Annotated in this window: 25 protein-coding genes and 1 other RNA gene; 12 read left to right on the plus strand and 14 right to left on the minus strand. The window is 62.2% G+C overall.

Annotated features, from left to right (window positions below; all coding sequences use genetic code 11):
• Positions 1-23: 23 nt before the first annotated feature.
• Positions 24-353 carry a nucleoside triphosphate pyrophosphohydrolase family protein gene (locus JP75_RS22775; RefSeq protein WP_035087197.1) on the minus strand — a complete coding sequence of 110 codons (330 nt, stop codon included), beginning with the start codon at positions 351-353 and terminating at the stop codon, positions 24-26.
• Positions 350-1,144, minus strand: a complete 795-nt coding sequence (locus tag JP75_RS22780; RefSeq protein ID WP_035087199.1) for a thymidylate synthase — start codon at positions 1,142-1,144, stop codon at positions 350-352. Before JP75_RS22780 ends, JP75_RS22775 begins: the two co-directional genes overlap by 4 nt.
• A gap of 57 nt (positions 1,145-1,201) precedes the next feature.
• Between JP75_RS22780 and JP75_RS22785 the strand changes: the two genes are divergently transcribed.
• Positions 1,202-1,399 (plus strand): hypothetical protein, encoded by a 198-nt coding sequence (locus tag JP75_RS22785; protein WP_035087201.1) that lies wholly within the window; start codon positions 1,202-1,204, stop codon positions 1,397-1,399.
• Between the two features lie 52 nt (positions 1,400-1,451).
• Here JP75_RS22785 and JP75_RS22790 read toward each other — a convergent pair whose 3' ends face one another.
• Positions 1,452-2,021 carry a DUF1003 domain-containing protein gene (locus tag JP75_RS22790; protein WP_035087203.1) on the minus strand — a complete coding sequence of 190 codons (570 nt, stop codon included), beginning with the start codon at positions 2,019-2,021 and terminating at the stop codon, positions 1,452-1,454.
• Positions 2,022-2,179: 158 nt separating this feature from the next.
• On the opposite strand from JP75_RS22790, the gene JP75_RS22795 reads away from it, so the two are divergent.
• On the plus strand, positions 2,180-2,578 hold the full coding sequence (locus JP75_RS22795; protein WP_035087205.1) for a RidA family protein: 399 nt from the start codon (positions 2,180-2,182) through the stop codon (positions 2,576-2,578).
• The gene (locus JP75_RS22800; protein WP_035087207.1) at positions 2,575-2,814 is read left to right on the plus strand and encodes a YdeI/OmpD-associated family protein; all 240 of its coding nucleotides are present in this window, start codon (positions 2,575-2,577) and stop codon (positions 2,812-2,814) included. The genes JP75_RS22795 and JP75_RS22800 overlap by 4 nt, the downstream gene beginning before the upstream one ends.
• Before the next feature lie 3 nt (positions 2,815-2,817).
• Here the strand turns inward: JP75_RS22800 and JP75_RS22805 are convergent, their stop codons facing one another.
• Positions 2,818-3,273, minus strand: a complete 456-nt coding sequence (locus JP75_RS22805; protein WP_035087208.1) for a thermonuclease family protein — start codon at positions 3,271-3,273, stop codon at positions 2,818-2,820.
• A gap of 234 nt (positions 3,274-3,507) precedes the next feature.
• Here JP75_RS22805 and JP75_RS26680 point away from each other — a divergent pair, with 234 nt between their 5' ends.
• From JP75_RS26680 to JP75_RS22815, 4 genes are all read left to right on the plus strand, one after another.
• On the plus strand, positions 3,508-3,681 hold the full coding sequence (locus JP75_RS26680; protein ID WP_160194765.1) for a hypothetical protein: 174 nt from the start codon (positions 3,508-3,510) through the stop codon (positions 3,679-3,681).
• A 55-nt stretch (positions 3,682-3,736) separates the two neighbouring features.
• Positions 3,737-4,091, plus strand: a transfer-messenger RNA (tmRNA) gene (ssrA, locus tag JP75_RS26065).
• A 113-nt stretch (positions 4,092-4,204) separates the two neighbouring features.
• The gene (locus JP75_RS22810; RefSeq protein WP_035087209.1) at positions 4,205-4,696 is read left to right on the plus strand and encodes an SspB family protein; all 492 of its coding nucleotides are present in this window, start codon (positions 4,205-4,207) and stop codon (positions 4,694-4,696) included.
• Positions 4,697-4,711: 15 nt separating this feature from the next.
• Complete coding sequence (locus tag JP75_RS22815; protein ID WP_035087210.1) at positions 4,712-4,942, plus strand: ribbon-helix-helix domain-containing protein; 231 nt, start codon at positions 4,712-4,714, stop codon at positions 4,940-4,942.
• Here the strand turns inward: JP75_RS22815 and JP75_RS22820 are convergent.
• Both JP75_RS22820 and JP75_RS22825 read right to left on the minus strand, forming a co-directional pair.
• Entirely contained in the window at positions 4,923-8,552 is a 3,630-nt protein-coding gene (locus tag JP75_RS22820; protein WP_035087211.1) for an AsmA family protein, read from the minus strand. The two genes, JP75_RS22815 and JP75_RS22820, sit on opposite strands and share 20 nt — an antisense overlap.
• A 170-nt stretch (positions 8,553-8,722) precedes the next feature.
• On the minus strand, positions 8,723-10,915 hold the full coding sequence (locus JP75_RS22825) for an esterase-like activity of phytase family protein (protein ID WP_035087213.1): 2,193 nt from the start codon (positions 10,913-10,915) through the stop codon (positions 8,723-8,725).
• 203 nt (positions 10,916-11,118) lie between these two features.
• Between JP75_RS22825 and JP75_RS22830 the strand changes: the two genes are divergently transcribed.
• From JP75_RS22830 to JP75_RS22845, 4 genes are all read left to right on the plus strand, one after another.
• Positions 11,119-13,455: an ATP-dependent helicase gene (locus JP75_RS22830; RefSeq protein WP_035087215.1), complete on the plus strand. Its 2,337-nt coding sequence runs from the start codon at positions 11,119-11,121 to the stop codon at positions 13,453-13,455.
• A 32-nt stretch (positions 13,456-13,487) separates the two neighbouring features.
• The gene (locus JP75_RS22835) at positions 13,488-13,805 is read left to right on the plus strand and encodes a heavy metal-binding domain-containing protein (RefSeq protein WP_035087217.1); all 318 of its coding nucleotides are present in this window, start codon (positions 13,488-13,490) and stop codon (positions 13,803-13,805) included.
• An 82-nt stretch (positions 13,806-13,887) separates the two neighbouring features.
• Positions 13,888-15,633 carry a GGDEF domain-containing protein gene (locus tag JP75_RS22840; RefSeq protein WP_152565958.1) on the plus strand — a complete coding sequence of 582 codons (1,746 nt, stop codon included), beginning with the start codon at positions 13,888-13,890 and terminating at the stop codon, positions 15,631-15,633.
• A 97-nt stretch (positions 15,634-15,730) separates the two neighbouring features.
• Entirely contained in the window at positions 15,731-16,600 is an 870-nt protein-coding gene (locus JP75_RS22845; protein WP_035087221.1) for a 50S ribosomal protein L11 methyltransferase, read from the plus strand.
• Positions 16,601-16,733: 133 nt separating this feature from the next.
• On the opposite strand, the gene JP75_RS27265 is transcribed toward JP75_RS22845, so the two are convergent.
• Positions 16,734-16,865, minus strand: coding sequence for a hypothetical protein (locus tag JP75_RS27265; protein WP_280114011.1), 132 nt, complete (start codon positions 16,863-16,865; stop codon positions 16,734-16,736).
• Between the two features lie 118 nt (positions 16,866-16,983).
• Positions 16,984-17,118, minus strand: coding sequence for a hypothetical protein (locus JP75_RS27270; RefSeq protein ID WP_280114012.1), 135 nt, complete (start codon positions 17,116-17,118; stop codon positions 16,984-16,986).
• 104 nt (positions 17,119-17,222) lie between these two features.
• On the opposite strand from JP75_RS27270, the gene JP75_RS22850 reads away from it, so the two are divergent.
• Positions 17,223-19,040: an aminopeptidase P family protein gene (locus JP75_RS22850; protein WP_035087378.1), complete on the plus strand. Its 1,818-nt coding sequence runs from the start codon at positions 17,223-17,225 to the stop codon at positions 19,038-19,040.
• Between the two features lie 147 nt (positions 19,041-19,187).
• On the opposite strand, the gene JP75_RS22855 is transcribed toward JP75_RS22850, so the two are convergent.
• The 6 genes from JP75_RS22855 to recN form a co-directional block, all read right to left on the minus strand.
• Positions 19,188-19,679 carry a hypothetical protein gene (locus JP75_RS22855; protein ID WP_035087223.1) on the minus strand — a complete coding sequence of 164 codons (492 nt, stop codon included), beginning with the start codon at positions 19,677-19,679 and terminating at the stop codon, positions 19,188-19,190.
• A 247-nt stretch (positions 19,680-19,926) separates the two neighbouring features.
• Positions 19,927-20,394 (minus strand): DUF3828 domain-containing protein, encoded by a 468-nt coding sequence (locus JP75_RS22860; RefSeq protein WP_035087225.1) that lies wholly within the window; start codon positions 20,392-20,394, stop codon positions 19,927-19,929.
• Positions 20,395-20,405: 11 nt separating this feature from the next.
• The gene (locus tag JP75_RS22865; RefSeq protein ID WP_035087227.1) at positions 20,406-20,927 is read right to left on the minus strand and encodes a hypothetical protein; all 522 of its coding nucleotides are present in this window, start codon (positions 20,925-20,927) and stop codon (positions 20,406-20,408) included.
• A complete protein-coding gene (locus JP75_RS22870) occupies positions 20,927-22,216 on the minus strand; it encodes a hypothetical protein (protein ID WP_035087229.1) in 1,290 nt (429 codons plus the stop codon). The genes JP75_RS22865 and JP75_RS22870 overlap by 1 nt, the downstream gene beginning before the upstream one ends.
• Positions 22,217-22,237: 21 nt before the next feature.
• Positions 22,238-24,448, minus strand: a complete 2,211-nt coding sequence (ligA, locus tag JP75_RS22875) for an NAD-dependent DNA ligase LigA (protein ID WP_201772971.1) — start codon at positions 24,446-24,448, stop codon at positions 22,238-22,240.
• A gap of 137 nt (positions 24,449-24,585) precedes the next feature.
• Positions 24,586-26,256 (minus strand): DNA repair protein RecN, encoded by a 1,671-nt coding sequence (gene recN, locus JP75_RS22880; protein ID WP_035087231.1) that lies wholly within the window; start codon positions 26,254-26,256, stop codon positions 24,586-24,588.
• Positions 26,257-26,421: the final 165 nt, after the last annotated feature.

Consider the following 26,421-nt stretch of genomic DNA (forward strand, 5'->3'; position numbering starts at 1 on the left):
CCTATCCCTCGGTGCCGATATGTCTAGCCGTTCTCTTTGTCGGCGCGAAGATAGGAGAACCATTTCCGATCGAGCGCCGCTTCAAGGTCGATGCCATTGTGCCGGGCATAGAGCAGCAGGAAGGCGAGCAGATCCGCCGCCTCGTCGTCCCGCGCCTCAATGATCTCGGCATCGGTGAAATTCTTGCGGCGTCCGCGGCCGGAAAGGCGCAGGTGCTCCGCGATCAGCTCGCCCAGCTCTTCCTGCATCTTGAGCGCATACCAATCGTCGTCGCGCCGCACACCGGTCTCGCGCTCGTACATATCCGAGACCCGGGCAGCGAGCGCCGTGAGATCAGCAAGGGTCCGGCTCATACCGAGACGTCGGCCTTGATATGCGGATGCGGATCGTAGCCCTCGAAGGAAAAGTCTTCGAAGACGAAATCTTCGAGCCGCTTGCGCTCGGGATTGATGACGAGGCGCGGCAGCGGGCGCGGCTCGCGGGTCAGTTGCAGGCGGGCCTGCTCGAAATGGTTGTTGTAGAGGTGCACATCGCCGAAGGAATGAACGAAATCGCCAACCTGCAACCCGGCCACCTGCGCCACCATGTGCGTGAGGAGCGCATAGGAGGCGATATTGAAGGGTACGCCCAGAAACGTGTCGGCCGAGCGCTGATAGAGCTGGCAGCTCAGCTTGCCGTTGGCGACGTAGAACTGGAAGAGGCAATGGCATGGCGGCAGGGCCATCTCATCGACCTCGGCCGGGTTCCAGGCGCTAACGATATGGCGGCGGGAATCGGGCTTGGTGCGGATCGATTCCACTACTGCCGCGAGCTGGTCGATATGCCGCCCATCGGGCGCAGGCCAGCTTCGCCACTGCGAGCCGTAGACAGGGCCGAGGTCGCCGTTCTCGTCGGCCCATTCGTCCCAGATCTTGACGCCGTGCTCCTGCAGCCAGCGCACATTGGTCTCGCCACGGATGAACCAGAGCAGTTCATAGATGATCGATTTGAGATGCAGCTTCTTCGTCGTCAGCAGCGGAAAGCCCTTCGAGAGATCGAAGCGCATCTGATAGCCGAAAAGGCTGCGCGTGCCGGTGCCGGTGCGATCCGACTTGTCGGCGCCGTTTTCGAGAATATCGGAGAGAAGTTTCAGGTAGGGCTGCATGGCCCTACTCTACTTCGATTCGCTTCCGCCACACGGCGATTGTGGTATGCTGTGCACATGTCAAAGCAGGTCAAGCGCAACGCCAACACGGGTCAATTCGTCATCAGCCGTCGCGCGGCCATACAATTCAATGCCGTCGAGGGCATTCAAGTCTCTGTTCGAGCGCGCAAACTAATGACCGAAGCCGATGCGCATGGCGAAAGCGGCGAACAGCGGCGCGCTCGCATACGGGCGGAATTTTCCAGGAAGTCATGAGCTACGAAGCGGAACAAAATCCGCTTTGCTATCCTGGCACAACCGTTACCGCTTAGCGCTCCACCTGCTTGAGATGCCCCTCGATCAGTTTCGTCAACAGATCGATTTGTTCCTGCTGCTTGGTGATGAGTTCGCGCAGTTCGGCGCTCCTCATGTGGTCCAGCTTTTCGTGCAGCGCCATGATCTCGATCTCGGACTTGAGGTTCACCTCGTAGTCATGGGTCGACACTTCGCGATCCTTCGCGGCCTGGCGGTTCTGGCTCATCATGATCACCGGGGCCTGGATGGCTGCGAGCATGGAGAGCATCAGATTGAGGAAGATGAAGGGATAGGAATCGAAGGCCCGATTGGCGAGGAGGATATTCGTGGCAGTCCAGAGCACGAGGAATATGCCGAAGCCAGCGATGAAGGCCCAAGAGCCGCCAAATGCCGCAACGCCGTCGGCAAGCCTCTGTCCAAAGGTCAGCCGGTCGTCGAAGGCGGCGCCGGAATCGCGCGCCAGGGTTTGCCGGTGGATCGCCTTTTCGACGACGCTCCGCTCTCGCTCGGTCAGGGCGTCTTCGGCCTTGCCCAGAAAAGTCTCGGCGGCATGGATAAACTTGTCGGTTTTGTCGTTTGACATTTCGGACTCGCGAAGCGGTAGACTGCCCTACTCTATCGCGAGATCGCAGCCGCAACACGGCGTGAGTGCCGGTAATAGAATACCGCCGGATTTGCTGACAGGGCGTGGCAGGAGCCCTGGTCTAGGACTGAGGCATCGCCAGGAACCGAGGAAAAATCATGGCCATCGAATATGTGAACCCGTCGGGAATGTATCAGAGCCCCGTCTTTTCGCAGGGCATCATCCTGCCGGCCAATGCCCGTATCCTGCTCATCGGCGGGCAGAACAGCGTCAACGAGAAGGGTGAGGTCGTCCACAAGGGTGACGTCGTCAAGCAGACCGAGCAGGCGCTGGCCAATATGCAGAAGGTGCTGGAAGCTGCGGGCGCGACGGTCGAGAACCTCGTCAAGACGACGATCATCATGCAGCAGGATATCGATCTCAGGGCAGCATTCGGCGCCTGGATGGCGGTCTGGGGCAATCGGCCCAATCCGCCGACAGTGACGGGGCTGCGCGTGGCGGGCCTCGCCAATCCCGATTTTCTCATCGAAATCGAAGCCCAGGCCGTCTTGCCGTGAGCCCGGTCCTGCGTCCGCTGCGCAAGCGCGAGGACATGCCCGAATTCGTCAGGGCCGCGCTCGAAGAGCGCGGTCTTCGCGAACAATATGACGCGCGGCCGCCCTATCAGCGCAACGACTACCTGATGTGGATCAACCACGCCAAACAGGAAGCGACCAAGCAGAAGCGGCTGGGGCAAATGCTTGAAGAGCTGGAAGACGGCTATGTCTATATGCGGATGGACTGGAACCGCTAGGGCCTAGCACCAGCTTTCGCGGCGGCCGCGCCATTCATGCGCCAGCCCTTCGGCGACCAGCGCCTGCCCGACGGAGCGCCCATCGCGCTCGACCACCCGCAACTTCCGGCCATATTGGTCTTCGTCGCGATCGGCGGCGCGCAGATCTAGGGTCGCGCCACTGAGAAGCTCAGCGAGACGGAGCGAGGCCTTGCGGCCCAGCGCCGCTTCGGCGGCGCAATCTGGCTCACCGATTTCTGGGGTATTGATATCGGCGATGCGGATTTTGGTGCCATCGAACCAGAACGTATCGCCGTCAACGACACAGGTTTTTCGCGCGCCACCGCCACAAAGGCCAAAGCTGCGCGGCGCTATGGTGCCAACGATCGGCGATGGCGGATCGAGGAGGAACGTGGCGAGGTCGGTTTCCCGAATGCTGACGGCGGCCATGGCTACAAGGCCGATGAAGAGCAAGGGCATCAGCGGCAGGTTGAACCACGCGCGTCCTCTACGTCGCCCGGTCCTGCCCCCGAAAAATTGCCTGCCTGTCGCCACGCCGAATCCACCCGCCAAGCCGGTCCGTTGGTTTGGCAGATGACACTTGCAGGGTATATTCGGGGTTAATCCGTAAGGTGTGCCCGGCCCTGCCCCCAAAATTGGCGATCTTTGGAACTGCTGCGGCGGTGGTCCATTGGAAGCCTCATGGAGGTTCCAATGCAGAACAATCCCGACGCGAAAGACGGAAATCGCGGGGTCGGCCGGCCCCTCGTCATCATTGTGATCGTCGCCATCGTGGCCATTATCGGCTATGTGGTCATCGGCCAGGGCGGCGGATCGGGCGCCGTTCCCGATCGGACCAATGACGAGACGGAAGTGGTGCCGTCATAATCGCCTGGGCAGGACCAATGCGCCAAAATGGCGGCGGCGGAATTTGTCCTCCGCCGCATTTGCATCTGGGGCTACCCTCACCTATATAGAGCGTGCCCTTCGGGGCTATGGCGATAAACTGTCATTGTAATAAACCCATCGGACCCGGGGGCGGTACCCGGCGTCTCCACCATCTCCCCTAGAGGGGGAGCCAATGGGGACGAAATAGGATCGACGAGGGCGTAAAGAGTGTGCTTTTGCTCGGTGAGGTACCACCGTTATCGGTCCACAACTTATAGTTGCTAATGACAACCATAAGGCTCCGGTCGCTCTCGCCGCTTAAGCGGTGCTAGCACTGGGAATTAAAGTCCTCCGCTCCTAGCCGGGCGACAGGCGGGGTTCGCAGGCACCTGGCAACAGAAGCCTGCACTTTTCCTCTATTCCGCCCGACACTTGTGCCTTAGTCCTTGAAAAGTTCGGGAACGTAAGGCTGATATGGGCCGTTCGGGATTCTGCCTGAAAAAGCGACGACCAAGGAACTAAAATGGCCGAAGATCATCTGCGCTACGACATTCTCGCCCAGGAAGCCCTGCGCGGCGTCGTGCGCAAGGTTTTGGCCGAAGTGTCCCGCACTGGTCTTCCCGGCGAGCACCACTTCTTCATTTCCTTTGCTACCCGCGCGCCCGGCGTGCGCCTCAGCGAGAAATTGCTGACGCAGTACGACAAGGAAATGACCATCGTGCTGCAGAACCAGTATTGGGATCTCAAGGTCAACGAGACCGGTTTTGAAGTCGGCCTCAGCTTTGACGGCGTGCCCGAAACGCTGGTGATCCCCTTTGCCGCCATCAAGGGCTTCTTCGATCCCTCCGTGCAGTTTGGCCTGCAGTTCGACCCGGCCACCGCGCCGCGCGAGGATGGCTCGGAAGAAGACGCGGCCGATGCCAAGGCAGAACGCACCGAAAAGGGCGAGGCTGCTGAAGGCGAGCAGAGCGGCGAAAAGGTCGTCAGCCTCGACGCCTTCCGCAAAAAGCCCTGATTTTCGAGCCGCGTGATGCAGAAGCGGTCTTTCTCGATCGCCGGCCACCGCACTTCCATCGCTCTTGAACCCGAATTCTGGCTGGCGCTCGAAGAGATCGCTTCGGTGCGTGGGCTAAGCCTTGCCGGCCTTGTGCGGGAGATCGACGAGACGCGCGAAGCGGCGAACCTTTCCTCTGCCATCCGGCTATCGATCCTCGCCTGGTATCGGGCGCGCGCCGTCGAGCCTATCGAAAAAGCAGATTGACCGGGCCAGTGGGCACAGTGCTCACGCCGGGCTGAAAGCCCAGATTGAGCGGCTGCGCAGGGATAGTCGGTTGAGGCTCTTCAGGGGCTTCGGCCGGCGGGGGCGTGCCTGTGCCCTGCTGCTCTTCGAGCGCCTCGCGGGCGGCGTCCTCGATCGCCTGGCGCGCGGCGGCTTCTTCGGCGGCCTTCCGGCGCTGTTCTTCGATCAAGCGGTTGCGCTCGGCGGCGGCGGCACGCTGGCGCTCTTCGTCTTCGATCCGCAGGGCTTCTAGCCGGTCGACCTCAAGCTCATTGGCGCGAACCTGGATGGCGGCGATCAGTTCGGTGGTATCGAGATCGACAACCGGCGCGAAGAAGGTGCCGCTCAGCCGGGCGATGATGCGCGCGGCGTCGTTTTCGATGAGGCCCGAGGGATCGACATAGCTGAAGGGGGTCAGCACGAAGCTGCCGTTGAGGCCCAGCGAGGGGAGCGCGAAATCGACACCGCCAGCGAGGCGCGCGCCGCTGCCTTCGACGATCAGATTGGCAAGACGCAGCGTGCCGCCGGCGATGGCGAAGGCGCCGTTTGCAGTTTCGGCTGTGAAAGGGCCCTGCCCCAGCGATTGATCGATGAGAATATCGAGGGCTTCGGCGTCGATATTGAGCACGTCCTGCAGCCCGGCAAGGGCCGGATAAACGCCCGGATTGAGGCGGTCGAGCGACAGATCGGCCAGCGAGAAATTGCCTTCGCCAGCGAGGCTCGAAACGACTTCGGCGAGCGAGGCGCCGGTGCCTTCAAAACTGCCGCTGCCGGTGAGGCGGGCCGAAAGGCCGGAGGCAGCTTCGGAAGTCAGGAGAGCGGCCATCTGAACATTATCGAGCGACACGCGGCCGGTAATCGTCCGATCGGTCAACGGTCCGGCGCAGCAATTGCTGAGGGTGGCATTGATACTGCCCCCGCCGATCGAGCCCTTGAGGTTGGCAATGGCCAGGGTCTGCTGATCCCATGTAAGGTCGAAGGCCGCATCCGTGAGCGTGGAGGCGCCCAGCGTGATCTCGCCGGCCGTTATCGCAATGGCGCCGCGCGTGGTGCGGGTCCTGTTGCTGGCAGCGAGTGGGCCTTCCGGCCACAGGCCGTCACCGGGGACAAGGGCGACGGGCGAAAGCAATGCTGCGGCAAGGCCCGTGCCAGGCAGGCGGTCGAAATGCAGCGCGCCCTGGACACTGGGGCGCAGCGCCACCTGCTCCACGGCCACATCGCCCGAAAAGGCCGTGCCGGCCGAGGTGCCGGCAATGCCGGTCACGGCGATGGACTGGAGACCATAGAATTCGACGCCGGCACTGGCTTGAAGCGAACCCAGGCCTATGCCGGTGCCGCCAGCCAGCGCCGCAAGGCCGGAGCCATCATCGAGCGCCACATCGAGCGTGCCGGTGCCGGCCAGTTCGCCGCTCTCAAGCACAGAAAGCTCGCCGCCGAAGGCCAGGAGTTCGTTGCCCTGGCCGATGGAAAGGCGTGCATCAAAACCGGCAGCCGCGTCGCCCTCGGCAAAAAGGCTGAGGAAGGCAGATTCATTGCCTGAGAACAGCGACATATCGGACGCATCAAGCTGGCGAATGAGATCGCCGCCATTGCTGGCTTCGAGCGAGCCGATCACTTGGACATGGCCTTCCGAGACGCCACTGAGCCCGCCTGCCATATCGATGGCGAGGTCGAGATGCGCGACGCCCGCCGTGCCGTTGAGAGTAAAACGCTGCGAACCAGGATTGTCGCCACCGAGCAGTGCGAAATCGAGCGAGGCAGGCACGGACCGATCGAGCACCGGGCGCCAATTGATCGGCACGCCGAGAAAGCCATAGATCGCGTCGAGCGCCGGGGCATTGGCGGCGCCGACATCGACATGGCCAGAGCCGGTGATAAAGGGTTGCGCTAGCGTGCCTGCGAGATCGCCCGAGGCATTGATGCCCATGCCGCCCCAATCGCTGCTGACGAGCCTGGAGAAGCGGAGCCCGGAGCCGGACCAACTGCCCTCGGCTATGAGGTCCTGTGCCTCGAGCCCGAGAATGCGGATCGTCTGGCTGTTGAAGGAAAAGCTGCCTTCGGGAAAACTGGTGCCAAAAGTGCGGTCGCTGTTCGGATCGGGGAACATGGCGGCCAGAATGGCGCTGTCCCCGGGAGCGAGGTCGTCGAAGCGACCGACGAGGTCGAGGCGCGGTTCGTCCCCGAAACCCAGGCGCAGTTCGAGCGCATGGACCTTATTGTTGAGCACCAGCCGGCCATGAGAAAAGCCCAGGGCATCGCCAGCCAGAATGATCTGGCCGGAGAGTTCGGCCGGGACATTGAAAAGCGGGCTGTTTTCGCTTGCCTTACGCCAGAGCTGGCTCAGGGCGTCAAGGCGTGTGGTTGTGATAGTGATGTCGCCATTGAAACCGGCGACGCCGCTATCGTTGCGCAGGGCGCCAGTGAGGCTGACCTGGCTATTGCCGGGCAGTTCGGCCTCGGCGCTGGAAATGGTCCAGATATCGCCATTGGTGCTGGCATCGATGCGCACATTGCGCAGAGCCGCACCGCGCAGGCCGATTTCGGCGAGGTCGATGCCGATTTCGCCCGGAATGGGCGGTAGCGGCGGCGGCGGCAATTCGCCGAGAAGGCGCACCAGCTCATAGGGCATCAGGCTCGCATCTTCCTCCGCATCGCGCGGCGGCAGGGTGAAGACGCCACCGGACACGACCGCTTCGAAAGACGTGCGGGCGCCGAGCTGAATGCTGGCCGCGCCGGTGAGGCGCATGCCGGCCCGGTTCTCGTCGGGCAGCAGCGTATAGCCATTGAGGACGACGCGGTCGGTCGAGGCAGTGACCTTGCTTTCCAGCACCAGATTGCCGCGGATCTGCTCGGCGCGCTCGGCCGGCGGCGGCGCCTGCTTGAGGATCATGGTGCCGTCGAATTTCGGCGCCTGCCCGGTCACGAGGGCGCCATCGAGGGTCAGCGAGCCACCGCCCGCCACTTCGGCGATAAAAGCGGAAACGCGGGCGGAACCTGCGTCATCGACGACGCCGCTATTGAGGCGCAGACTATAGGCCGTGCCGTCCCGGGTAGCATTGCCCTGGAACTGGAATGGTCCGGCAAAGCTGCCGAGGCGCAGGTCGCCATTGATGGTCGTGAACTCGTAGATCGACCCGGACCGGCGATCGGTCAGCGTCAGGCGCCCGCTCTCGATGCGCGCCTGATCGAGCGCTACACCCTCGCCGGCGCCAGAGAGATCGACGCCGCTGGTGAGAAGGCCGTTTTCGTCGAGTTCAAAGGCGATTGCGGGCGATTTGAGGATCAGCGCCGAGAGATTGTATTGATCGCGCAGAAAATCCATCAGCGCGAACTGCGCCTCGACGGCGCCGACCGTGGCGGCGGGCTTGTCGACGGGGCCGATCACCACATCGGAGAAAGCCAGCCGCGGGGCCGGCAGCAGGGCAAAATCGATATCGCCGCGAATGGTGACTTCGGTGCCGAACACACCCTCGGCCAGCATCTCCATGCGATCGCGATAGTCGCCCCACTGGATGAAGCGCGGCGCAATGAAGGCGCCCGCCAGAGCCAGGATCGCGATAATACCGACGATGATGTAGATCCGGTTGAGCACGGCTTCTCGAACTGAATGTCAGATTCCTGGCGCGAGTGTAGGGACTTGCCGTCCCCGTGCAAGTGCGCCGGGCACGAATCCTGCGCAAGATTCCGACATGAGAATCCAATCCGTTCAAATGATAACGGCCGGACTTTCGTCCGGCCGCTCATTATCCGCTCAAGGGCAGCTTATTCGAGGTCGATGGACCAGAAGAAGGTCTCACCCGAGGAGTCATCGACACCGTCATTGTCGGTGATGACGAAGCCCTTGCCGGTCGAGTCGATGGCGAAGCTTTCGACCTTGTCGACGACATAGCCATTGTTCGAAGCGAGGTCCGGGATCAGGTCACGGACCAGTTCCTTGGTGACGACAGGCAGTTCGCCGCCGAGTTCGGCACCGGCGAGTTCGGCGACCGGGACACGGTAGATGGCCTTGAGGCCGGCCTTTTCGGCGATCTGGTTGTCGCGTTCGACGATATAGGCATAGTCACCATGGATGGTGATTTCGCTGAGGCCAACCCAGCCGCCTTCCGGCGCAGCTTCGAGCGGGTAGCGCACGGCAGCCCATTCTTCGCTGGCAGGCTTGTAGGAAACGAGCTTCACAAAGCCCTTTTCGTCATCCTTCCATTCGCGCTGGATGGCGATCCAGAGCGTCAGGTCGTCACCGGTCCCGATGGCAGCAATACCTTCCGAGCCCGAACGAGTTTCACCGGCCAGCAGAGACGAGGGGAACGCGATTTCGTCTTCGATCTCGCCGTCGGCATTGACGTGGAACAGGGCGTGCGGGGTGAGCACGGCCGTGTCGCCTTCCGAAGCCAGCCAGAAGCCGCCTTCGCCATCGAGGGTGATGCCTTCGAGGTCAAGCTTCTGGGCCGGTTCGCCACCGCGCGTAACCACCGTCTTCTTATCGATGCGGGCCGGCTTGGCGGTCGCATCGATCTCGTAGATCGCGGCTTCGGTAAAGGCGCTGTCGCTCACGGCATAGAGAATGCCCGGCTTTTCGGCATCGCCGACCGCGCCCGAAAGAGCGGCCCAGCCGATCGGCAGGTTGTTTTCGTCGAGGTCGGAGATGATCTGCGGATAGTTCGGCTGTTCGACGTCCTGCAGTTCAAAGATCATGACATGGGCGCCGGCGAGGCCATCGACGCTAAGGTCGGTCTCGTTGGCAGTCACGTAGAGGTTACGCGAGGGAATGGCGAGGGCCCCTTCCGGGCCGAGGCCCGAGGGAACGGACTGCCAGTATTCGGGAGCAGCACCGGTATCCTTGTAGATGCCGACCAGCGAGGAGCGTTCTTGGTTGACGAAGATGAACTTGGTGTCGCCAAAAGTGCCGACTTCCATGCCTTCGGGCTCGATGCCCTTGGCGTCCGAACGGCCTTCCGGATAGTGACCGAGGCGGGCTGCTTCATATTCCAGCGACGGACCGCTTTCGTAGAGCAGAGTGCCGTCCTTGTTGAAGATGGTGAAGCCGCGCGAGCCGCCGTTCCAGTCGCCTTCATTGGCAATGACGACGCGGTCGTCATCCAGCCACTGGATGGCATCGGGTTCGCGCAGGCGGTCAGTCTGGGTTTCCGAGAAGGACAGGCGCCCATCTTCGGTCGCATCGATATTTTCCAGCGTCACCGAGCCGGCGGAGAAATCGTTGATGATTTCGCCGGTCACGCCGTTGAGGATGACGATGTGGTTGTTTTCCTGCAGCGTCACGGCGAGTTCGTTGGCGCCGTTGAAGTCGGTATATTCGGGCTCGGCATCTTCGCCGGCAATGTCGGCAACGCCGGTCAGGTCAGTGACGCGCATGGTGGCGCAATCGACCGAGCCGCCTTCGGCGACGTCGAAGAAGGTGATGTTGCCGCCCGGAAGCTGCGGGATGGCGCCGTCATTGACGTCTTCGTCGCGCTGATTTTCCATCGAGATAGCGATGATCTTGCTATCATGGTTTTTGGCAACGGCATCCGGCTGGCCGCCAAGATCGCAGGTGAGATCAACCGCCTTGGTGGCGAGGTCGACGATGGCGAGATAGCCGGTCGGGGCAGTGAAGTCTTCGGTTGTATCGACGGTGACCAGGGCCTTGCTGCCAATCACGGCAACCGAGGTCGGCGAGCCGTCGAGAGGGACGAAACCGCCCGCCTTGGGAGCGGCAGCATCGGTGATGTCGACAAAGCCAATGCCACCCAGCAGCGCGTTCGAATAGATCAGCGTGTTGCCGTCTTCGGTCCCGGTGATGATTTCCGACGAGTTTTCGGTCGAACCGGGCTCAACGTCTGGATTGTTGAGCGCCACGGCAAAGCTGGCGATACGATTAAAATATTCGGCGGCCTGCACGCCGGCCGTGGAAAGCAGCAACGCAACTGTGAGCGCGCCAAGAGCCTTGGAAGTATGCATTTGCGGAGTCCCCCTGAAAAATGCAGGTTCCGCTTAAGAGTGGGACAAAACATTGCCATGACGGGCTTGTGACGTTTGGATGACGAAGCGGGCTTCTATACACCGCGCCCCCGCATCCCTATATTGCGCATGAGAACAAAATAAGATTCGTCAATCCCGCGCAGAGCGTGCTGCCCCGGCCCGGCGCGACGGAAAGGCCCTCGATGCCCGGTGAAATCCACCCCCTGCCCCGTCCCCAAGGCGGCCCGATCACGAGCCAGTTGAACCGGCAAGTACCGGACTATCTGCGCGGCCTCAATCCCGAGCAGCGCGACGCCGTGTCGACGACGGAAGGCCCGCTTCTGGTGCTCGCCGGGGCGGGCACCGGCAAGACACGGGTGCTGACGACGCGCATTGCCCATATTCTCAACCAGCGCATGGCTTGGGGCAGCCAGATCCTGGCGGTGACTTTTACCAACAAAGCCGCCAACGAGATGAAGAAGCGCGTCCACGAATTCGTGCCGAACTTCGAGGGCCTGCCATGGATGGGCACGTTCCACTCCGTATCGGCGCGCATCTTGCGCACTCATGCCGAACTGGTCGACCTCAAGCCGCAATTCACCATTCTGGATACGGACGACCAGATCAGGCTGATCAAGCAGCTCCTCGAAGTCGAAAACATCGACGAGAAGCGCTGGCCGGCGCGGCAGTTCGCCAATATGCTCGACGCCTGGAAGAACCGGGGCTGGCTGCCCAAGGACGTGCCCGCTGCCGAGAATGGCTACTTCGCCAATGGCAAGGCGCCGAACCTTTACGCCGACTACCAGGCCCGCCTCAAAACGTTGAACGCCGTCGACTTCGGCGACCTGCTGCTTGAATGTATCCGGCTATTCCGAGAAAACCCGGAAGTGCTCGCCGAATATCACCGCAAATTCAAATACATGCTGGTCGACGAATATCAGGACAGCAACACGGCCCAATACCTTTGGCTCCGTCTGCTCGCCCAGGGAAAGCCGGCCTCGGAAGCCAATATCTGCGTGGTGGGCGACGACGACCAGTCGATCTATGGCTGGCGCGGCGCCGAGGTGGACAATATCCTGCGCTTCGAAACCGATTTTCCCGGCGCAAAAGTCATAAAGCTCGAACGCAATTATCGATCGACGGCCAATATCCTCAAGGCCGCCTCGACGCTGATTGCGCACAACGAAAGCCGGCTCGGCAAGACGCTGCACACGGACGTTGCAGAGGCAGGCGAGCCGATCTCCTTCACGCAAGTCTATGACTCCGAGGAAGAGGCGCGGACGGTCGGTGAGGAGATCGAGCAGTATCAGCGCCTCAACGAGCCGCTGAACTCGATGGCGATATTGGTGCGCGCATCGTACCAGATGCGTGAGCTTGAAGAGCGCTTCATCACGCTGGGGCTGAATTATCGCGTCGTCGGCGGCCCGCGTTTTTATGAGCGTAAGGAAATCCGCGACGCCCTCGCCTATCTGCGGCTCGTGGCGCAGCCGGCCGACGATCTGGCCTTCGAACGCATCATCAATGTTCCTAAGCGCGGCCTTGGCGATTCCACGGTGAAGACGCTGATGGAAACGGCACGTCACCAGAGCGTGCCGCTGCTTTCGGCGACGCGCATGCTGATCGAGACGGAAGAGCTGAAACCCAAGCAGCGTACGACCCTGCGCGGGCTCGTCGACCAGTTCGACAACTGGGCCTATCGCGCGGAAAACCTGCCGCCCTATCAGCTCGTCGAACAGATTCTCGAAGAGAGCGGCTATATGGACATGCTGGCGGCCGACAAATCCGCCGAGTCTCAGGGCCGCAAGGAAAACCTCAAGGAACTCAGCCGCTCGATGGAAGAGTTCGAGACGCTTGGCGGTTTCCTCGAGCATATTTCCCTGGTCATGGACCGCGACAACGCCGAAGCCAGCGATGCCGTGACCATCATGACGCTGCATTCGGCCAAGGGGCTGGAATTCAACACGGTCTTCCTGACGGGCTGGGAAGAAGGCACGTTTCCAAGCCAGCGCTCGATGGACGAAAGCGGCCGCGCCGGACTCGAGGAAGAACGCCGGCTGGCCTATGTGGGGATCACGAGAGGCCGCAAGCGCGTTCGCATTTCGGCGGCGCAGAACCGGCGCATTCATGGATTGTGGCAATCGGCCATGCCATCGCGCTTTGTCGACGAACTGCCGCCGGATGCGGTGGTCGTGACCGATCGGGGCTCGGCCTATGGCGGCTATGGCTACGGTGGTGGGGCCACGTCGCGCTTCAACAAGGCCGATCCGTTTGAAAGCGTCTATGAAACGCCGGGCTGGCAGCGCGCACGCGCCAACCAGGCCAATCGCAAGGGTGGCGGTCCCCTCACCATCGAGGGTGAATTGGTGGCGCGGTCGGTCGACCTCGGCGGCCAATCGAGCGGCTATAAGCCCGGCGAGCGCGTCTTCCATCTCAAATTCGGCTATGGCGAAGTGATGAGTGTCGAGGGCAACAAGCTGACGATCGATTTCGAGAAGGCCGGCACCAAGAAAGTTCTCGAAAGCTTCATCCAGAAAGGTTAGTCCCGGCGCGTTCGGGCATGGAGGCAATACCGATGATCATTTCGACGACACCGACGCTCGAGGGACACCAGATCCGGGAATATCTCGGCATCGCGACCGGCGAAGTCATCGTTGGCGCCAATATTTTCAAGGACCTCTTCGCCGGCATCCGCGACATCGTCGGCGGCCGTGCCGGGGCCTATGAATCCACCCTGCGCGATGCGCGCCGCGAGGCCTTTGCCGAACTCGAAAACGAAGCCAAGCGCCTCGGCGCCAATGCCGTCGTCGGCGTCGATATCGATTATGAGGTGGTCGGCCAGGGCGGCTCGATGCTCATGGTGTCTGTCTCCGGCACCGCCGTACTTATCTGATAGCCAAACTCAATTAACCACCTGCGTTCACGCCTTGTCAGAACCACTCGTGCTTTGATGAGCACAGTGCGTGGGGTCCGTCGTGTTCAGAATACAGCACCTGCAATGGATGGGGATCGCGGCGGCGGCCATTGGCTGCCTGCTGCTGGGCGGCACCGCGGTTCTCACCAATCTGAATGACTATCAGCGCCATAGCCATGGCGCCTACGAACTCGAACGCTTCAGCGCCTTGCTCGAAGCGGTGAACGCCATTTCCTCGGAACGCGGACCGGCCAACTCGGCCATGGGCGCGACCGACGAAGACGCCGCCGCCCGCCGCGCCGAACTGGCCGCCAAGCGCGCAGAGACCGATGCCGCCGTGGGCCGCATGGAAGCGGTGTTCGAGGGAACGCTCGTTGACGACGAATGCGGCGCGGCGCGAGCGCGCCTGCATGCCGACCTCGCCAATGGCCGCCAGAAGGTGGACTTTGCCGCCAATACGAGCTTTGCCGAGCGCGACCCGCGCGAAATTGCCCGGGGCATCCTGGCCATGTTTACCGCGGCCGACGCCGCAACAACGCTACGCGATCTCGTCAGCGGCCACATCATGGTCGAGACGCCGAGCCTTGCCGGTGAACTGATGCTCGCCAACAGCGCCAGCACCCTGCGCGATCAGGAAGGCCGGCTCGGTTCCTTCGTCGTCATGGCCCTCGTGGCGCCACCGGAGCGGGATCCGATGTATCTGCAGCGGATGCAGGCGACCGACGGCATTATCCGCAGCGTCTGGTCCACCAGCGTGAGCCAGGCGGACAAGCTGCTGCCAGATCCCGAGATCGCCGACTTGGTCAAGGCGGTGCAGCACGATTTCTTTGATGGCGCGCTCCTCCTGGCGCTCGACGCGGCGGAGAACCATACCGCCTACAACTCGCTCTCCCCCGCGGCGCTGACGGCGGACTATGTTCCCGGCATGCGCAGTTCGGAACTGTTGCGGACGGCCGTCGTCACCCATTCGGTCGCGGCCATGCATCGCAATGCCGAAAATTCATTGAAGGCACTGGTGAGTGCGGCACTGCTGACCGGGGGTATCCTGGCGGTGCTGGTGATCGTTGCCGTTGTCTTCCGGCGGACGCTGTTTTCGCCGTTGATGCGTCTTCATGACGAGGTGCTGGCGCTGGCCGGCGGAGATCACAGCCGGCCGGAGCTGCCGCAGGGCATGGCGCGTGAAGTCGGTAACATCTTCAGCGGCCTCGATGTTTTGCGTCAGAACCTGACGGAAAAGCGCGTTCTCGAAGAGGAGCAGCGCCGTCTCAATCGTCGTCTGCGCCGGTTGGCCGAGACCGATACGCTGACGGGCCTGCTCAACCGCCGCGCGCTCCTGAGCCGCGTCGGCGCCATGTTCCGCCGCGCCGACCGGATCGGGGAATCCCTCGCGGTCGTGCTGTTCGACATCGACCATTTCAAGGTGGTCAACGATACCCATGGCCATGCCGTGGGCGACGAAGTGCTTTCGGGGGTGGCGCGGCTGATGGACGGCGCGCTGCGGACCGGTGACACATTGGCGCGCATTGGTGGCGAGGAATTTGTCCTCATCCTGCGCCGGGCCGACGACATTACCGCCTATAACCTTTTGGAACGCCTGCGCATTTTGCTGTGCGAGACGGCGGTTCAGAGCAAGCTGGATCTGAAGGTCACGGCGAGCTTCGGCGTCGCCATGCGGCCCGCCGGCTCGGCGCAGGACTGGGACGACATCTTCTCGCTCGCCGATCAGCGGCTCTATATGGCCAAGGGCGCGGGTCGCAACTGCATCGTCACCGAGGGCTTTTCGCCCCAGACGCGCCAGCGCGCCTGAAGTCATTTCCCTGATAAATCAAAGTGATATGGCACGGCATTGACTCGCCGCGCCACCTGCCGCAACTAGGGCGGCAAATAACCCGGGATTACCTGCCATGTCCGTCGACCAGCTTTCCGCGACCCTCACCAAGGAACAGGCCTATGCCCTGGTCGATGCCGTCATGGAGCGCGACGATCTGGCCCTGACTGCCTCGGCGCATGAGATCGAGGAGACGGGCGAATGGGTGTTTGAAGCCACCTGCGACAGCCCTCCCAATATTGATGCCTTCAATGAACTCGCGAGCCAAGTGCTTGGCGGTGCTGTGGATTTCTCCGTCGAGGAAATCGACATGGAGATCAACTGGGTCGCCAAGTCGCTCGAAGGTCTGGCGCCGGTGATCGCGGGCGGCTTTTATGTTTATGGCAGCCACGAGACCGGGCCGATCCCCGAGGGTCTGACGCCGATGAAAATCGATGCGGCTCAGGCCTTTGGCACCGGGCATCACGAGACAACGACGGGTTGCCTCGAAGCCATCGAAATGTTGCTGGCCAAGACGACGCCGAAGACAGTCATCGATATCGGCACCGGAACGGGTGTGTTAGCGATTGCGGTGGCGAAGCGCCTGGGCGGCAAGATTCTGGCGACGGATATCGACCCCATCGCGGTGACGACGACCATTGAAAATGCTCAGGAAAATGGCGTTGGCGAGAATATCGACTCGATCGAGGCGACGGGACTGGACCATCCCGAAATCGCGGCGCGGGCGCCCTATGATCTGATCGTCGCGAACATTCTTGCTGGGCCGCTGACCGAGCTGGCGCCGGGTATGGGCGGGATCGCTCAGTCTGGCGGCACGGCGATTCTGTCGGGGATTCTCAACACCCAGGCCGATGGCGTCATCGCCGCCTATGAACTGGCCGGCTTCCGGCTGGTGGACCACCTCAAGCGCAAGGACTGGACAACGCTGGTGCTCGAAAAGCGCTGACTTCGTTAGCAGACTGGTAGCATCGAGGGGCGCGCGAGCGCCCCTTTCGTTATGGATCTGCTACCCCCAAAAGCAAAATCCCCGAAGCAGGCTTCGGGGATCGTCGGATCGTCAACAGGTAACTAGCTGCCGCTTAGGGGCGCTTGGTTACGGCGCCGATCAGCTGGTGCTGCATGCGGTAGCTGACCTGGCGAGACGCTTCGCGACCACGAGCGTCAATCAGACCACCCAGTGCGTTGCGGAAACCGTTCTTGCTCTCAGTCATCTTTTACTCCATGCGACGTAGGTCTATTGCCTAGCGTCGAGTTGGGTTTTACCTATTTTCTCAGCCCTGCGTTAGAGGTTTAGCGACAGACCAGCCATGCCACTCGTGCAAGGCGCAGTTAACGCTTGTTCACTTTCGATTCAGACCGCATGTGATCGCGCGCATACTGCGCGACATAACGTTCGGCCTGACGGGTGCGGCCTTCGACCAGAGCGTTGAGGGCGCGCTGGAAGAAATTACTCTCTTTGCTCATTTTTCGTCTCCTGGTTCCGCACAATAAGATAGGTTCCCCGGGCGCTTTCACCAGCGCAGGAACCACAAGCCAGCCATGACGGCGACGCAGTCGGGATGACATTCATGACCACCTCCCCCTTCCCTCCCGCAAAATTCCAGAGCTTTGAGGAAAAGTCCGACCCGAGCCAGGTGGCCCCGCGTCTGGCGGCGCTACGCAAGGCGATGAAGGCGGCCGGCGTAGACTATTTCCTCGTACCGCGCGCCGACGCGCATCGCGGCGAATCTGTCCCCGCAAGCGAGGCGCGCCTTGCTTATGTGACGGGCTTTACCGGTTCGGCCGGGCTGGCGCTGGTTGGCCTCAAGGATGCACACCTTTTCATCGACAGCCGCTACACGCTGCAGGCGCCGGCGCAGACGGACACCGCGCTGGTGGATGTGCACGAGGTGACAAGCCTGGCGATCGATGCAAAGCCCTATGTGAAGAAGGACACGGTCGTTGCCTATGATCCCTGGCTGCATACGCCGGGCGAGGTGCGCGACCTGACCGAGAAACTCAAGGGTCATGCCAAGGTTGTCGCCCATGACAATCTCGTCGACAGCGTCTGGAGCGATCGCCCGGCGCCGCCGGCCGGCGCCATCGAAATTCTCGGTCACAACCGAGCGGGCCAGACGGCCGAGGACAAGATCGAGCAGTTGCAGCAGACGCTCGGCGCGGATGGGGCCGATGCGGTGGTTTTCACCCTGCCCGAATCCATTTGCTGGCTGTTCAATATTCGCGGCCGCGACGTGCCGAACACGCCTTTCGTGCTCGGCTTTGCGGTCGTGCCGCAAAAGGGCAAGCCGACGCTTTTCCTCGATCCGGCCAAGGTGACGCCGGAACTGGAAACGGCGCTCGATGGCGTCGCCAAGATCGAAGCGGCGAAGAAGCTGACCAAGGCGCTGGAAAAGCTGGGCAAGAACGCTAGGGCCGTGCTGGTCGACCCCGCTAGCGCGCCGATCGCCATTGCCGAGACGCTGACCGGAGCCGGCGCAAAGCTCATCGAAAAGCGCGATCCGGTGTTGCTACCAAAATCGCGGAAGAATGAAGCAGAACTGGCCGGGATGCGCGAGGCGCATCGGCTCGATGGCGTGGCGCTGGCAAAGTTTCTGAGTTGGTTCGACAAAGAAGCGCCGAAGGGCGAGCTGACCGAGATCGGCATCGTCACGGCGCTCGAAGCCTTCCGCCGCGAGGAAGAAAGCTGTGTCGACGCCAGTTTCGATACGATTTCGGGCGCCGGGCCGAATGGCGCCATCGTGCATTATCGCGTTTCGACCAAGACCGACCGCAAGCTCAACGCCGGCGAAATCATGCTGGTCGATAGCGGCGCGCAATATCTCTCGGGCACGACGGACATTACCCGGACGCTGGCCACTGGCGAGGCGACGGCCGAGCAGAAGGACCGCTATACGCGCGTACTGAAGGGCATGATCGCCATTTCGATGGCGCGTTTTCCGAAGGGCACCAGCGGCGCGCAGATCGACGTGCTGGCACGGCAATTCCTCTGGGCCGATGGCGTCACCTACAATCACGGCACCGGCCATGGCGTGGGCGCCTATCTCGGCGTGCATGAAGGCCCGATCGGCATCGCGCCGCGCTATCCGCTGCCGCTGGAAGTGGGCAATGTGATTTCCAATGAGCCGGGTTTTTACAAGGCCGGCGAATATGGCATCCGCATCGAGAACCTGGTGGTGGTGAAAGAGGCCGAGGGTTTTGCGGGCTATCTGGAATTCGAAACGCTGACGCTGGCGCCGATCGACGTCAGGTTGATCGACAAGGGACTGCTCACCGAGGCGGAGCTTGGCTGGCTCAATGCCTTCCACAAGCGGGTTTGGGACGAGATCGGGCCGAAGGTTTCGGGGGACGTGAAGGCCTGGCTTGAGGGGGCTACGGCGGCGATTTAGGTACCCGCCCTACCCCTCTTACCCCCACCCTCATTCCCTCCCCACAAGGGGGAGGGAGGCGCAAGCCTCCAGCGTCCCGGTTCCATCGTCTCCCTCCCCCTTGTGGGGAGGGATCAAGGGTGGGGGACCCGGCGCGTGGCAAAGCCCTCACATCGCATAGGGATCAGCCGCCAGAGCCCAGCTCAATAGCCATGGCACGTCGCTGCCCATCGAGGCGACGTCGTCGACTTTCCAACTGCCGTCTTCTTCCACCAGCGAAATGGCCAGGAGCCGCGGCTGGTCGAAATTGTGATAGGTAACTGTCACCACGGCACGGTCATCGAGGCGCGCCGGTTCGCCGACCCTGAGATCGAACAGCAGCGCATTGGTATCGGGCAGGAACGGATTGAAGGTCGGGTCGGCGACCGGATCGAGTTCGGAGCCCGCGGTCTTGGTGACATGGGCGCTTTCTTCGGCGAGCTGGGCAATGCCCTTGAGCCGGGCCGAATAATGCACGGTGGGATCGCCATGCGGCGCGCCGGGTCGATAGCCGTCATAAATGGCCTGCACCAGCGCCTTGGGATCGGAATAGGTCTCTGCGGCCAAAGCCGGGGCCAGCGGCATGGCCAGCAGGACCAGAGCGAGAATCGCTGATTTCATCGTGCCCTCATTGCAAGTTGGGGCACACGATCGCGATGAGGCTGGGCCGAATTGCGGCTGCGGGATTAATTCTTGGACAGGATGGTGGGATCGAGGAAGACGTCACCCGCTAAGCAGAGACCTGAATATTTCGCTACCTCAGATCGCCACCCTCGGGCTTGAACCGAGTGCTTCTTACTCGCGGTGACATTGCCAAGTGAAGTGTCCTCGGGTCAGGCCCGAGGATGACGTTCAGTGGGTGTTTCCTCTACTCCCAGCGCGTGGCTGCCTCCGCAAAAATCTCGCTGAGGCGATAGGTGAAGTCGGGGTTTTCGCCCGCCAAATCATTGATGCGCCAGCCGCCGTCTTCGAAGACCAGATCATAGGTGATGTGCCTGGGCTCGCCGAAATTGGTGAAGGTGACCTCCACCGTGGCAAAGCCCTCGCTCTCTTCCGGCTCGCCGATGACGAAATCGGCAAGGTCATAGTCCTGCCCGTCAATATAGGGATCGAAATCGAGCGCACCGATTTCGCCCTCGGGGGTGTTTTGCGCATCGGCCTCATAGAGCGCATTGAGCGCGGCCGTGCGGTAGTCGGATTCGAACTCGGGGAAATCGCCGGAGAAATAGGGCTCGTAAAAGGCTTCGAGCAGTTCCTGGGGCGTTGCATAGGGTTGGGCGAAGGCCGGAGCGGCGAGGGCCAGCAGCAGGGCAGGAATGAGGGTAAGGCGACGCATCGGAAAAACTCCTATTGGACCAGAGGACTGGCCAGATATTCGGATAGGGGCCAACTGCCCTCGGAATCGCCATTGGGCAGCAGGATTTCATCGATCTTCCAGCCGCGGGCGGCGCCCTCATCGACCAATTGGAAAGTGATCGTATAGAGCGGATCGCCGGAGAGCAGGATATCGACATCGCCGATGGCGCGGCCGCCCTTCACCTTGGGATCGTGAATGACATAGGTCTGGCCGCCCGAATCCTGGCCATTGATGAAGGGCGAGAAATCGAGGGCGCCCATTTCGCTGCCGGCGGCAAAAAGCTTTTCGTCAGCCTCCTGGAGCAGCGTGCCGAGACGGGTGGAAAAGGATTCCACGTCGTCGAAACTGTCTTCGGGGTCGAACGTGCCGTTTGTATAGGCTTCTTCATAGCTTTCGATCTGCCCGTAAATCGCTTCGAGCAGAGCCTTGGGCTCGTCGAAGACGGGTATGGGTGCGGAGAAAGCCGGCAGCGCCAGGAGGGAGAGGCCGAGGAACGGTAGCGCGCGCAGCATCAATTGAACCACAGGGCAAACATGGGCCATTCGTCGCCCATGACACGGTTGAGCTCGGCAAAGGCGGCAGCGTCCGCGACGGGGCCGTCGCTGAGATAGGGCAAGGCATCGTGGCCGGTGAAGAGCATCACGAGGTCGGTTTCGGTGGCCGTCTCGAAATAGGTCTTCAAATTGAAACCCTTGCTGAAGCGCCAATGCGGCAGCAGCAATTCGCCATTGATGATGAGATCGAGCTGATCGAGGGTCGCTAACCAGGCCTTGACCACATCCTCGGTGATCGTCTGATCGGGCACGAGGGACGTCTGGGTCGGCGATGGCAGCAGTTCGCGATCGTCGTCGGTTTCAGCGAGGATCATTTCCCAGTTCTGGCGGCTGAGGGCGGTGATGGCGCTGAGGCGTCCGAGCACGGCGGCGAGCCTGGGCTGATCGATGACCGGGAAATCGGCGGTGTGAATGGCCGCGACGATATCGGCGATGAAGGCATCGCTGTCGGCATCCATCATCAAGGTGCCTTCGCCACGCGAAAACTCCTGCATGGGCAGGCCCGCCTTGGGAAAGATGCGGTGGAAATAGGCGTTGAAGAAATCGGAAAAGTCATGCGCCAGGATGATTTCGACCGGCGTAGCGCTGATACTGGCGTAGCCGGCGAACCAGATGGCATCGGCATTATCGAAACCGATAATGGTGTTTTCCGTCGGCTCAGTGCCCTTGGACTTGGTCTTGCCCGGCGGCGGGGCATCGGGCGCGGGGATATCAACGAACTCACCCGCTTCGCCCAGGAGCGCGCCGAGTGTTTCGCCGACGCCGGCTTCGCCATTGCCGTCGAGATCGATGCGGACTTGCAGCGGGTCGATATGGATGACGAAGGGCGTGCCTTCGCCGGCTTGTTTCATGTGGCCCGCGGCAGTGTCAAGCGTTTTGGAAAAGGTGTCGAGGAGATCGCGGAACTGCTCATAGGTGAGCGGCTCCGGGTTGGGATTGGCTGGTGCCGCGGGGGTATCGAGGCCCATGCCGAGCAGCATGGCCATGGCGGGAGAATTGGGCGTGACCGCGCCGTGGCGATAAAGGCCCTGGGCGAAAGTCTCGTAGGCGGTGATGAAGCCATCGAGGCCGAGGGCGAAACAGGCATCGCCTTCGCCGGCATCGCAGGCGGCGGTGGAGCGGGCGGCGAGATCGCTGATTGTGCCATCGTAGAGGCTTTGGGCGAGCTGATCGCCCGCCTCGCCGGCCTGTGCGGCGCCGGCACTCAGCGCCAGCGCAAGGCCTGCTGCGGCTGTAAAAATCCTCATGCGATCCCCTCCCCTCAAAAGCTATCTGCCGACGCGCGCGAACCACTCGTCTTCGGTGATGACCTCGACGCCATGCTCCTGCGCCGTCTTCAATTTCGAGCCGGCGCCGGGGCCGGCAACCAGAATATCGGTCTTGGCCGAAACAGAGCCCGCCACCTTGGCGCCGAGCCGTTCGGCCATAGCCTTGGCTTCGGATCGTGACATTTTTTCGAGCGTGCCGGTGAAAACCACTGTCTTGCCAGCAATTTGGCTATCGGCCGAAATGGTGACGACATAGTCCTTGGGCGTCACCTGCTGCAGCAGGGCATCGAGCGCATCGACATTGCGCTGATTGCCGAAGAAGGTGACGAGGGCTTCCACCACCGTGCTGCCGATGCCATCGGTGGAGGGGAAGACGGTCATGGGGTCCTCGGCGGCGACCATTTCCTTGCCGGCTTCTTCGAGTTTTTGGATCGAACCAAAGGTGCGGGCAAGGACGGCCCCCGTAGTCTCCCCGATATGGCGGATGCCGAGGGCGAAGATGAAGCGGTCGAGTTCCGGATCGCGGCGCGCGTCGATGGCGGCGAAGAGCTTGTCGAGGCCTTCGTAGTTGCGGTCTTCGACACCCCTAACGTTCTTCCGCGTTTTGCCCGAAGCGGCCTCGCGGGCCCTGGCCTGCTCCTCGCGGCGCTCGGCGAGCGCCTTTTGCACCTCGGGGCGACGGTCTTTCAGCGTAAAAATATCGGCGGCGGTGCGGATGAGGCCGGCATTGAAGAAGGTGTCGATGTTTTCCGCGCCGAGGCCCTCGATATCGAGGGCGCCGCGGGAAACGAAGTGGCGCAGGCCTTCAACGGCCTGGGCGGGGCAGATCAGCTCGCCGGTGCAGCGGCGGCGGGAATCTTCCTTGCCGGTCTTTTCGTTGATTTCGCGCACCGCTGGCGAGCCGCAGACCGGGCAGGTATGCGGCATTTCATAGGGTTTTGCGTCGGCCGGGCGCTTGTCGAGGATGACATCGACGATCTGCGGAATGACATCCCCTGCCCGCTGGATGACGACGGTGTCGCCGATGCGGATATCCTTGCCCTCGCGGATCGGCAGGCCGGTGCTATCGCGGCCGGCGATATAATCCTCGTTGTGGAGGGTCACGTTGACCACGGTGACACCGCCGACGCCGACGGGATCGAGCCGGGCAACAGGCGCCAGGGTGCCGGTGCGGCCGACCTGGATTTCGATATCGCGAACGACGGTCATGGCTTGTTCGGCCGGGAATTTGTGGGCCACGGCCCAGCGCGGCTCGCCGGTGACAAAACCCCAGCGCCGCTGCAGTTCGAGCTGGTCGACTTTGTAGACGACACCATCGATATCGTAGCCGAGCGAGGAGCGCAGTTCCTCGATCTTGTGATACTGGGCGATCAGCTCTTCGACCGTCTTGGCGCGGCTCATCAGCGGGCTGACGGCAAAACCCCATTCGGCGAATTTTTGCACGGCTTCGTATTGGGTCGGCGCCGGATCTTCCGTGGTCGCACCCCAGGCATAAGCGAAAAATTTGAGATTGCGGCTGGCGGTGACGCTGGGGTCTTTCTGGCGCAGGGAACCGGCGGCGGTGTTGCGCGGATTGACGTAATTCTGGCCACCGACGGCGGCGGAGCGCTCCTTGAGGGCCTGGAATTCGGCATAGGTCATATAGACCTCGCCGCGGATTTCGATGCTTTTGGGCCAGCCTGAGCCCTTCAGCTTGTGCGGAATATCGGCAATGGTTTTGAGGTTGGCCGTGATGTCCTCGCCCACGGCTCCGTCGCCGCGGGTGGCGCCGCGAACGAAAACGCCGTCTTCATAGAGCAGCGAGGCGGAAAGGCCATCGATCTTGGGCTCGGCGGTGAAGGCGATTTCGAGACCCTCGTCCTGCTTGAAGAAACGGCGGCCGCGCTCGATGAAATCGACGACGTCTTCATCGGTATAGGCCTTGGCGAGGCTGAGCATGGGCACGGCATGACGCACCTTGGCAAAGCCTTCGGCCGGGGCGGCCCCGACCCTACCGGTGGGACTGTCGGGGCGAACCAGCTCGGGAAAGGCTTCCTCGAGCTCGGCATTGCGAATGACCAGGGCGTCATAGGTCGCGTCGGTGATCTCGGGTGCGTCGTTCTGGTGATAGGCGATGTCGGCCGCGGCAATGGCGGCGGCGAGCCGTTCGAGCTCAAGCCGGGCTTCGTCTTCGGTAAGATCGGCGGCGGGCTTTTGGGACAGGTCGGACATGGCTCACTCAACTCGAGGCTAGGTCAGTATTTTAGCCACCACACCACGCGCGCGAAAGCCGGAATCCCCGCGAGCAAAACAGACTTTCCCGCTTAAGCGGGAATGACACGGAGATGGCGTGGTAGCGGTAGAGGCGGTTATTTCACCGCGGCGAGCAATTTCTTGGCAGCAGCGCGAGCTTCCGAGGTGATTTCGGCGCCGGCCAGCATGCGGGCGACCTCTTCCTGGCGGGAGTCGGGCTCGAGCGGGCGAACATGGGTGCGCATGAAGGCGCCCTCCTCCACCATCTGCTTTTCGATAAGCAGATGGCGATTGGCGCGGGCAGCCACCTGCGGCGCGTGGGTGACGGTGAGCACCTGCACGGTCTTGGCGAGACGCGCGAGGCGACGACCGATGGCATCGGCCACGGCACCACCGACACCGGTGTCGATTTCGTCAAAAATCAGGACCGGGGCAGAGCCGCGATCTGCGAGGACGACCTTCAGCGCCAGGAGGAAACGGCTCAATTCGCCGCCCGAAGCGACCTTGAGCAAGGGGCCGGCGGCCGTGCCCGGGTTGGTCTGGACGTGGAAGGCGATCTGATCGAAGCCGGCGGCAGCGACGCGGTCGGTTTCGATCTGGTGATCAACGATGAATTTGGCGGCGCCGAGTTTGAGGTCCGGCAGTTCGGCTTCGACCGCCTTGCTGAGGGCCTTGGCGGCCTTGGCGCGGCCCGCGGAAAGGGTTTCGGCGACTTCGCGATAGCGAGAGCGGGCGCGAGACTCATCGGCCTCCAGCGCCTTGAGGCGGCTTTCCCCGCTTTGCAGGGTATCGAGATCGCCCTGATACTTTTCGAGAATGGCGGGCAGCTCGTCGCAGGTGGCCTGGTGCTTGCGGGCAGCGGCGCGGAGGGCAAAGAGACGCTCTTCGACGCCTTCCAGCTCGGCAGGGTCGTAGGCCATCTGGCGTTGCAGGTCTTCGAGGGCTTCGCCGGCGCGATCGAGTGTGGCGAGAGAAGCGTCGAGCGCATCGACGATGGGCTGAAAAAGCTCGGCGCCGCCGTCGATTTTTCTGAGCAGGCGCCGCATCAGGCCGGACAGTGCGGGCGACGGAGCGCTGGGGCCGTTGAGGATTTCGTCGATCTCGATGAGATCGGCAGCCGACTTTTCGGCCTGCTGCAATTGCTGGCGGCGTTCGGCGAGTTCGGTTTCTTCGCCTTCGACGGGTTTGAGCTTTTCGAGTTCGTCGACGGCGTGGCGGGCGTAGTCCTCGGCCGCGAGGGCTTCGGCGACCCTGGCTTGCTGTTCCCGTACGGACTGCTGGATTTCGACGAGGTCGGCCCAGGCTTCGCGCACGGCGACGGCCGGCGCGGCGAGTTCGCCGAAGGCATCGAGGGCGGCGCGATGGGTGGCAACATCGACAAGCGCCCGGTCGTCGTGCTGGCCGTGGATTTCGATGATCTGGCTGCCGATCTTTTGCAGCAGTGCCGCGGAAACCGGCTGATCATTGATGAAGGCGCGGGTGCGGCCATCGGCGAATTGCACGCGGCGAAGGATCACCTCTTCGTCGTCGGCAATGGCATTGTCGCGCAATTGGGCGCGGGCCGGATGATTGGCCGGCAATTGCACCATGGCGACCACCTGGCCGCTCTCCTGCCCCTGCCGGACCAGCGAGGCGTCGCCGCGGCCGCCAAGGGCCAGGGTCAGCGCATCGAGAAGGATGGATTTGCCGGCACCAGTCTCGCCGGTGAGAACGGTCATGCCCGTATCGAGTGCCAGGTCGAGCTGGTCGATAAGGACAATGTTGCGAACCGAAAGCGCGTTCAGCATGCGGATCTATCCAAGGCCTGTCGGGCTTTCCTCATAGCATTCGAGGGCCGGCCCGGCGTCAGCGGCGAGTCACTTTCGCACAGCAATGCGAATGGGAACGCATGATAGAGAAAAAGAACAAAATGGCAACTAGGCTTGTTGCCAATCCACTTCCCGGTGTCACTC

Source organism: Devosia riboflavina (assembly GCF_000743575.1).
Classification (GTDB): Bacteria; Pseudomonadota; Alphaproteobacteria; order Rhizobiales; family Devosiaceae; genus Devosia; species Devosia riboflavina.

Bases quoted from the DNA above. Each gene is read 5' to 3' on its own strand.
- JP75_RS27270 (WP_280114012.1), bottom strand. From the start codon at position 17,118: ATGAGCAAAGAGAGTAATTTCTTCCAGCGCGCCCTCAACGCTCTGGTC.
- recN (WP_035087231.1), bottom strand. From the start codon at position 26,256: ATGCTGAACGCGCTTTCGGTTCGCAACATTGTCCTTATCGACCAGCTC.
- JP75_RS22790 (WP_035087203.1), bottom strand. From the start codon at position 2,021: ATGTCAAACGACAAAACCGACAAGTTTATCCATGCCGCCGAGACTTTT.
- JP75_RS22830 (WP_035087215.1), top strand. From the start codon at position 11,119: ATGCCCGGTGAAATCCACCCCCTGCCCCGTCCCCAAGGCGGCCCGATC.
- JP75_RS22795 (WP_035087205.1), top strand. From the start codon at position 2,180: ATGGCCATCGAATATGTGAACCCGTCGGGAATGTATCAGAGCCCCGTC.
- JP75_RS22865 (WP_035087227.1), bottom strand. From the start codon at position 20,927: ATGCTGCGCGCGCTACCGTTCCTCGGCCTCTCCCTCCTGGCGCTGCCG.
- JP75_RS22860 (WP_035087225.1), bottom strand. From the start codon at position 20,394: ATGCGTCGCCTTACCCTCATTCCTGCCCTGCTGCTGGCCCTCGCCGCT.
- JP75_RS22775 (WP_035087197.1), bottom strand. From the start codon at position 353: ATGAGCCGGACCCTTGCTGATCTCACGGCGCTCGCTGCCCGGGTCTCG.
- JP75_RS22810 (WP_035087209.1), top strand. From the start codon at position 4,205: ATGGCCGAAGATCATCTGCGCTACGACATTCTCGCCCAGGAAGCCCTG.
- ligA (WP_201772971.1), bottom strand. From the start codon at position 24,448: ATGTCCGACCTGTCCCAAAAGCCCGCCGCCGATCTTACCGAAGACGAA.
- JP75_RS22845 (WP_035087221.1), top strand. From the start codon at position 15,731: ATGTCCGTCGACCAGCTTTCCGCGACCCTCACCAAGGAACAGGCCTAT.
- JP75_RS22835 (WP_035087217.1), top strand. From the start codon at position 13,488: ATGATCATTTCGACGACACCGACGCTCGAGGGACACCAGATCCGGGAA.
- JP75_RS22850 (WP_035087378.1), top strand. From the start codon at position 17,223: ATGACCACCTCCCCCTTCCCTCCCGCAAAATTCCAGAGCTTTGAGGAA.
- JP75_RS27265 (WP_280114011.1), bottom strand. From the start codon at position 16,865: ATGACTGAGAGCAAGAACGGTTTCCGCAACGCACTGGGTGGTCTGATT.
- JP75_RS22805 (WP_035087208.1), bottom strand. From the start codon at position 3,273: ATGCCCTTGCTCTTCATCGGCCTTGTAGCCATGGCCGCCGTCAGCATT.
- JP75_RS22780 (WP_035087199.1), bottom strand. From the start codon at position 1,144: ATGCAGCCCTACCTGAAACTTCTCTCCGATATTCTCGAAAACGGCGCC.
- JP75_RS22870 (WP_035087229.1), bottom strand. From the start codon at position 22,216: ATGAGGATTTTTACAGCCGCAGCAGGCCTTGCGCTGGCGCTGAGTGCC.
- JP75_RS22785 (WP_035087201.1), top strand. From the start codon at position 1,202: ATGTCAAAGCAGGTCAAGCGCAACGCCAACACGGGTCAATTCGTCATC.
- JP75_RS26680 (WP_160194765.1), top strand. From the start codon at position 3,508: ATGCAGAACAATCCCGACGCGAAAGACGGAAATCGCGGGGTCGGCCGG.
- JP75_RS22825 (WP_035087213.1), bottom strand. From the start codon at position 10,915: ATGCATACTTCCAAGGCTCTTGGCGCGCTCACAGTTGCGTTGCTGCTT.
- JP75_RS22855 (WP_035087223.1), bottom strand. From the start codon at position 19,679: ATGAAATCAGCGATTCTCGCTCTGGTCCTGCTGGCCATGCCGCTGGCC.
- JP75_RS22815 (WP_035087210.1), top strand. From the start codon at position 4,712: ATGCAGAAGCGGTCTTTCTCGATCGCCGGCCACCGCACTTCCATCGCT.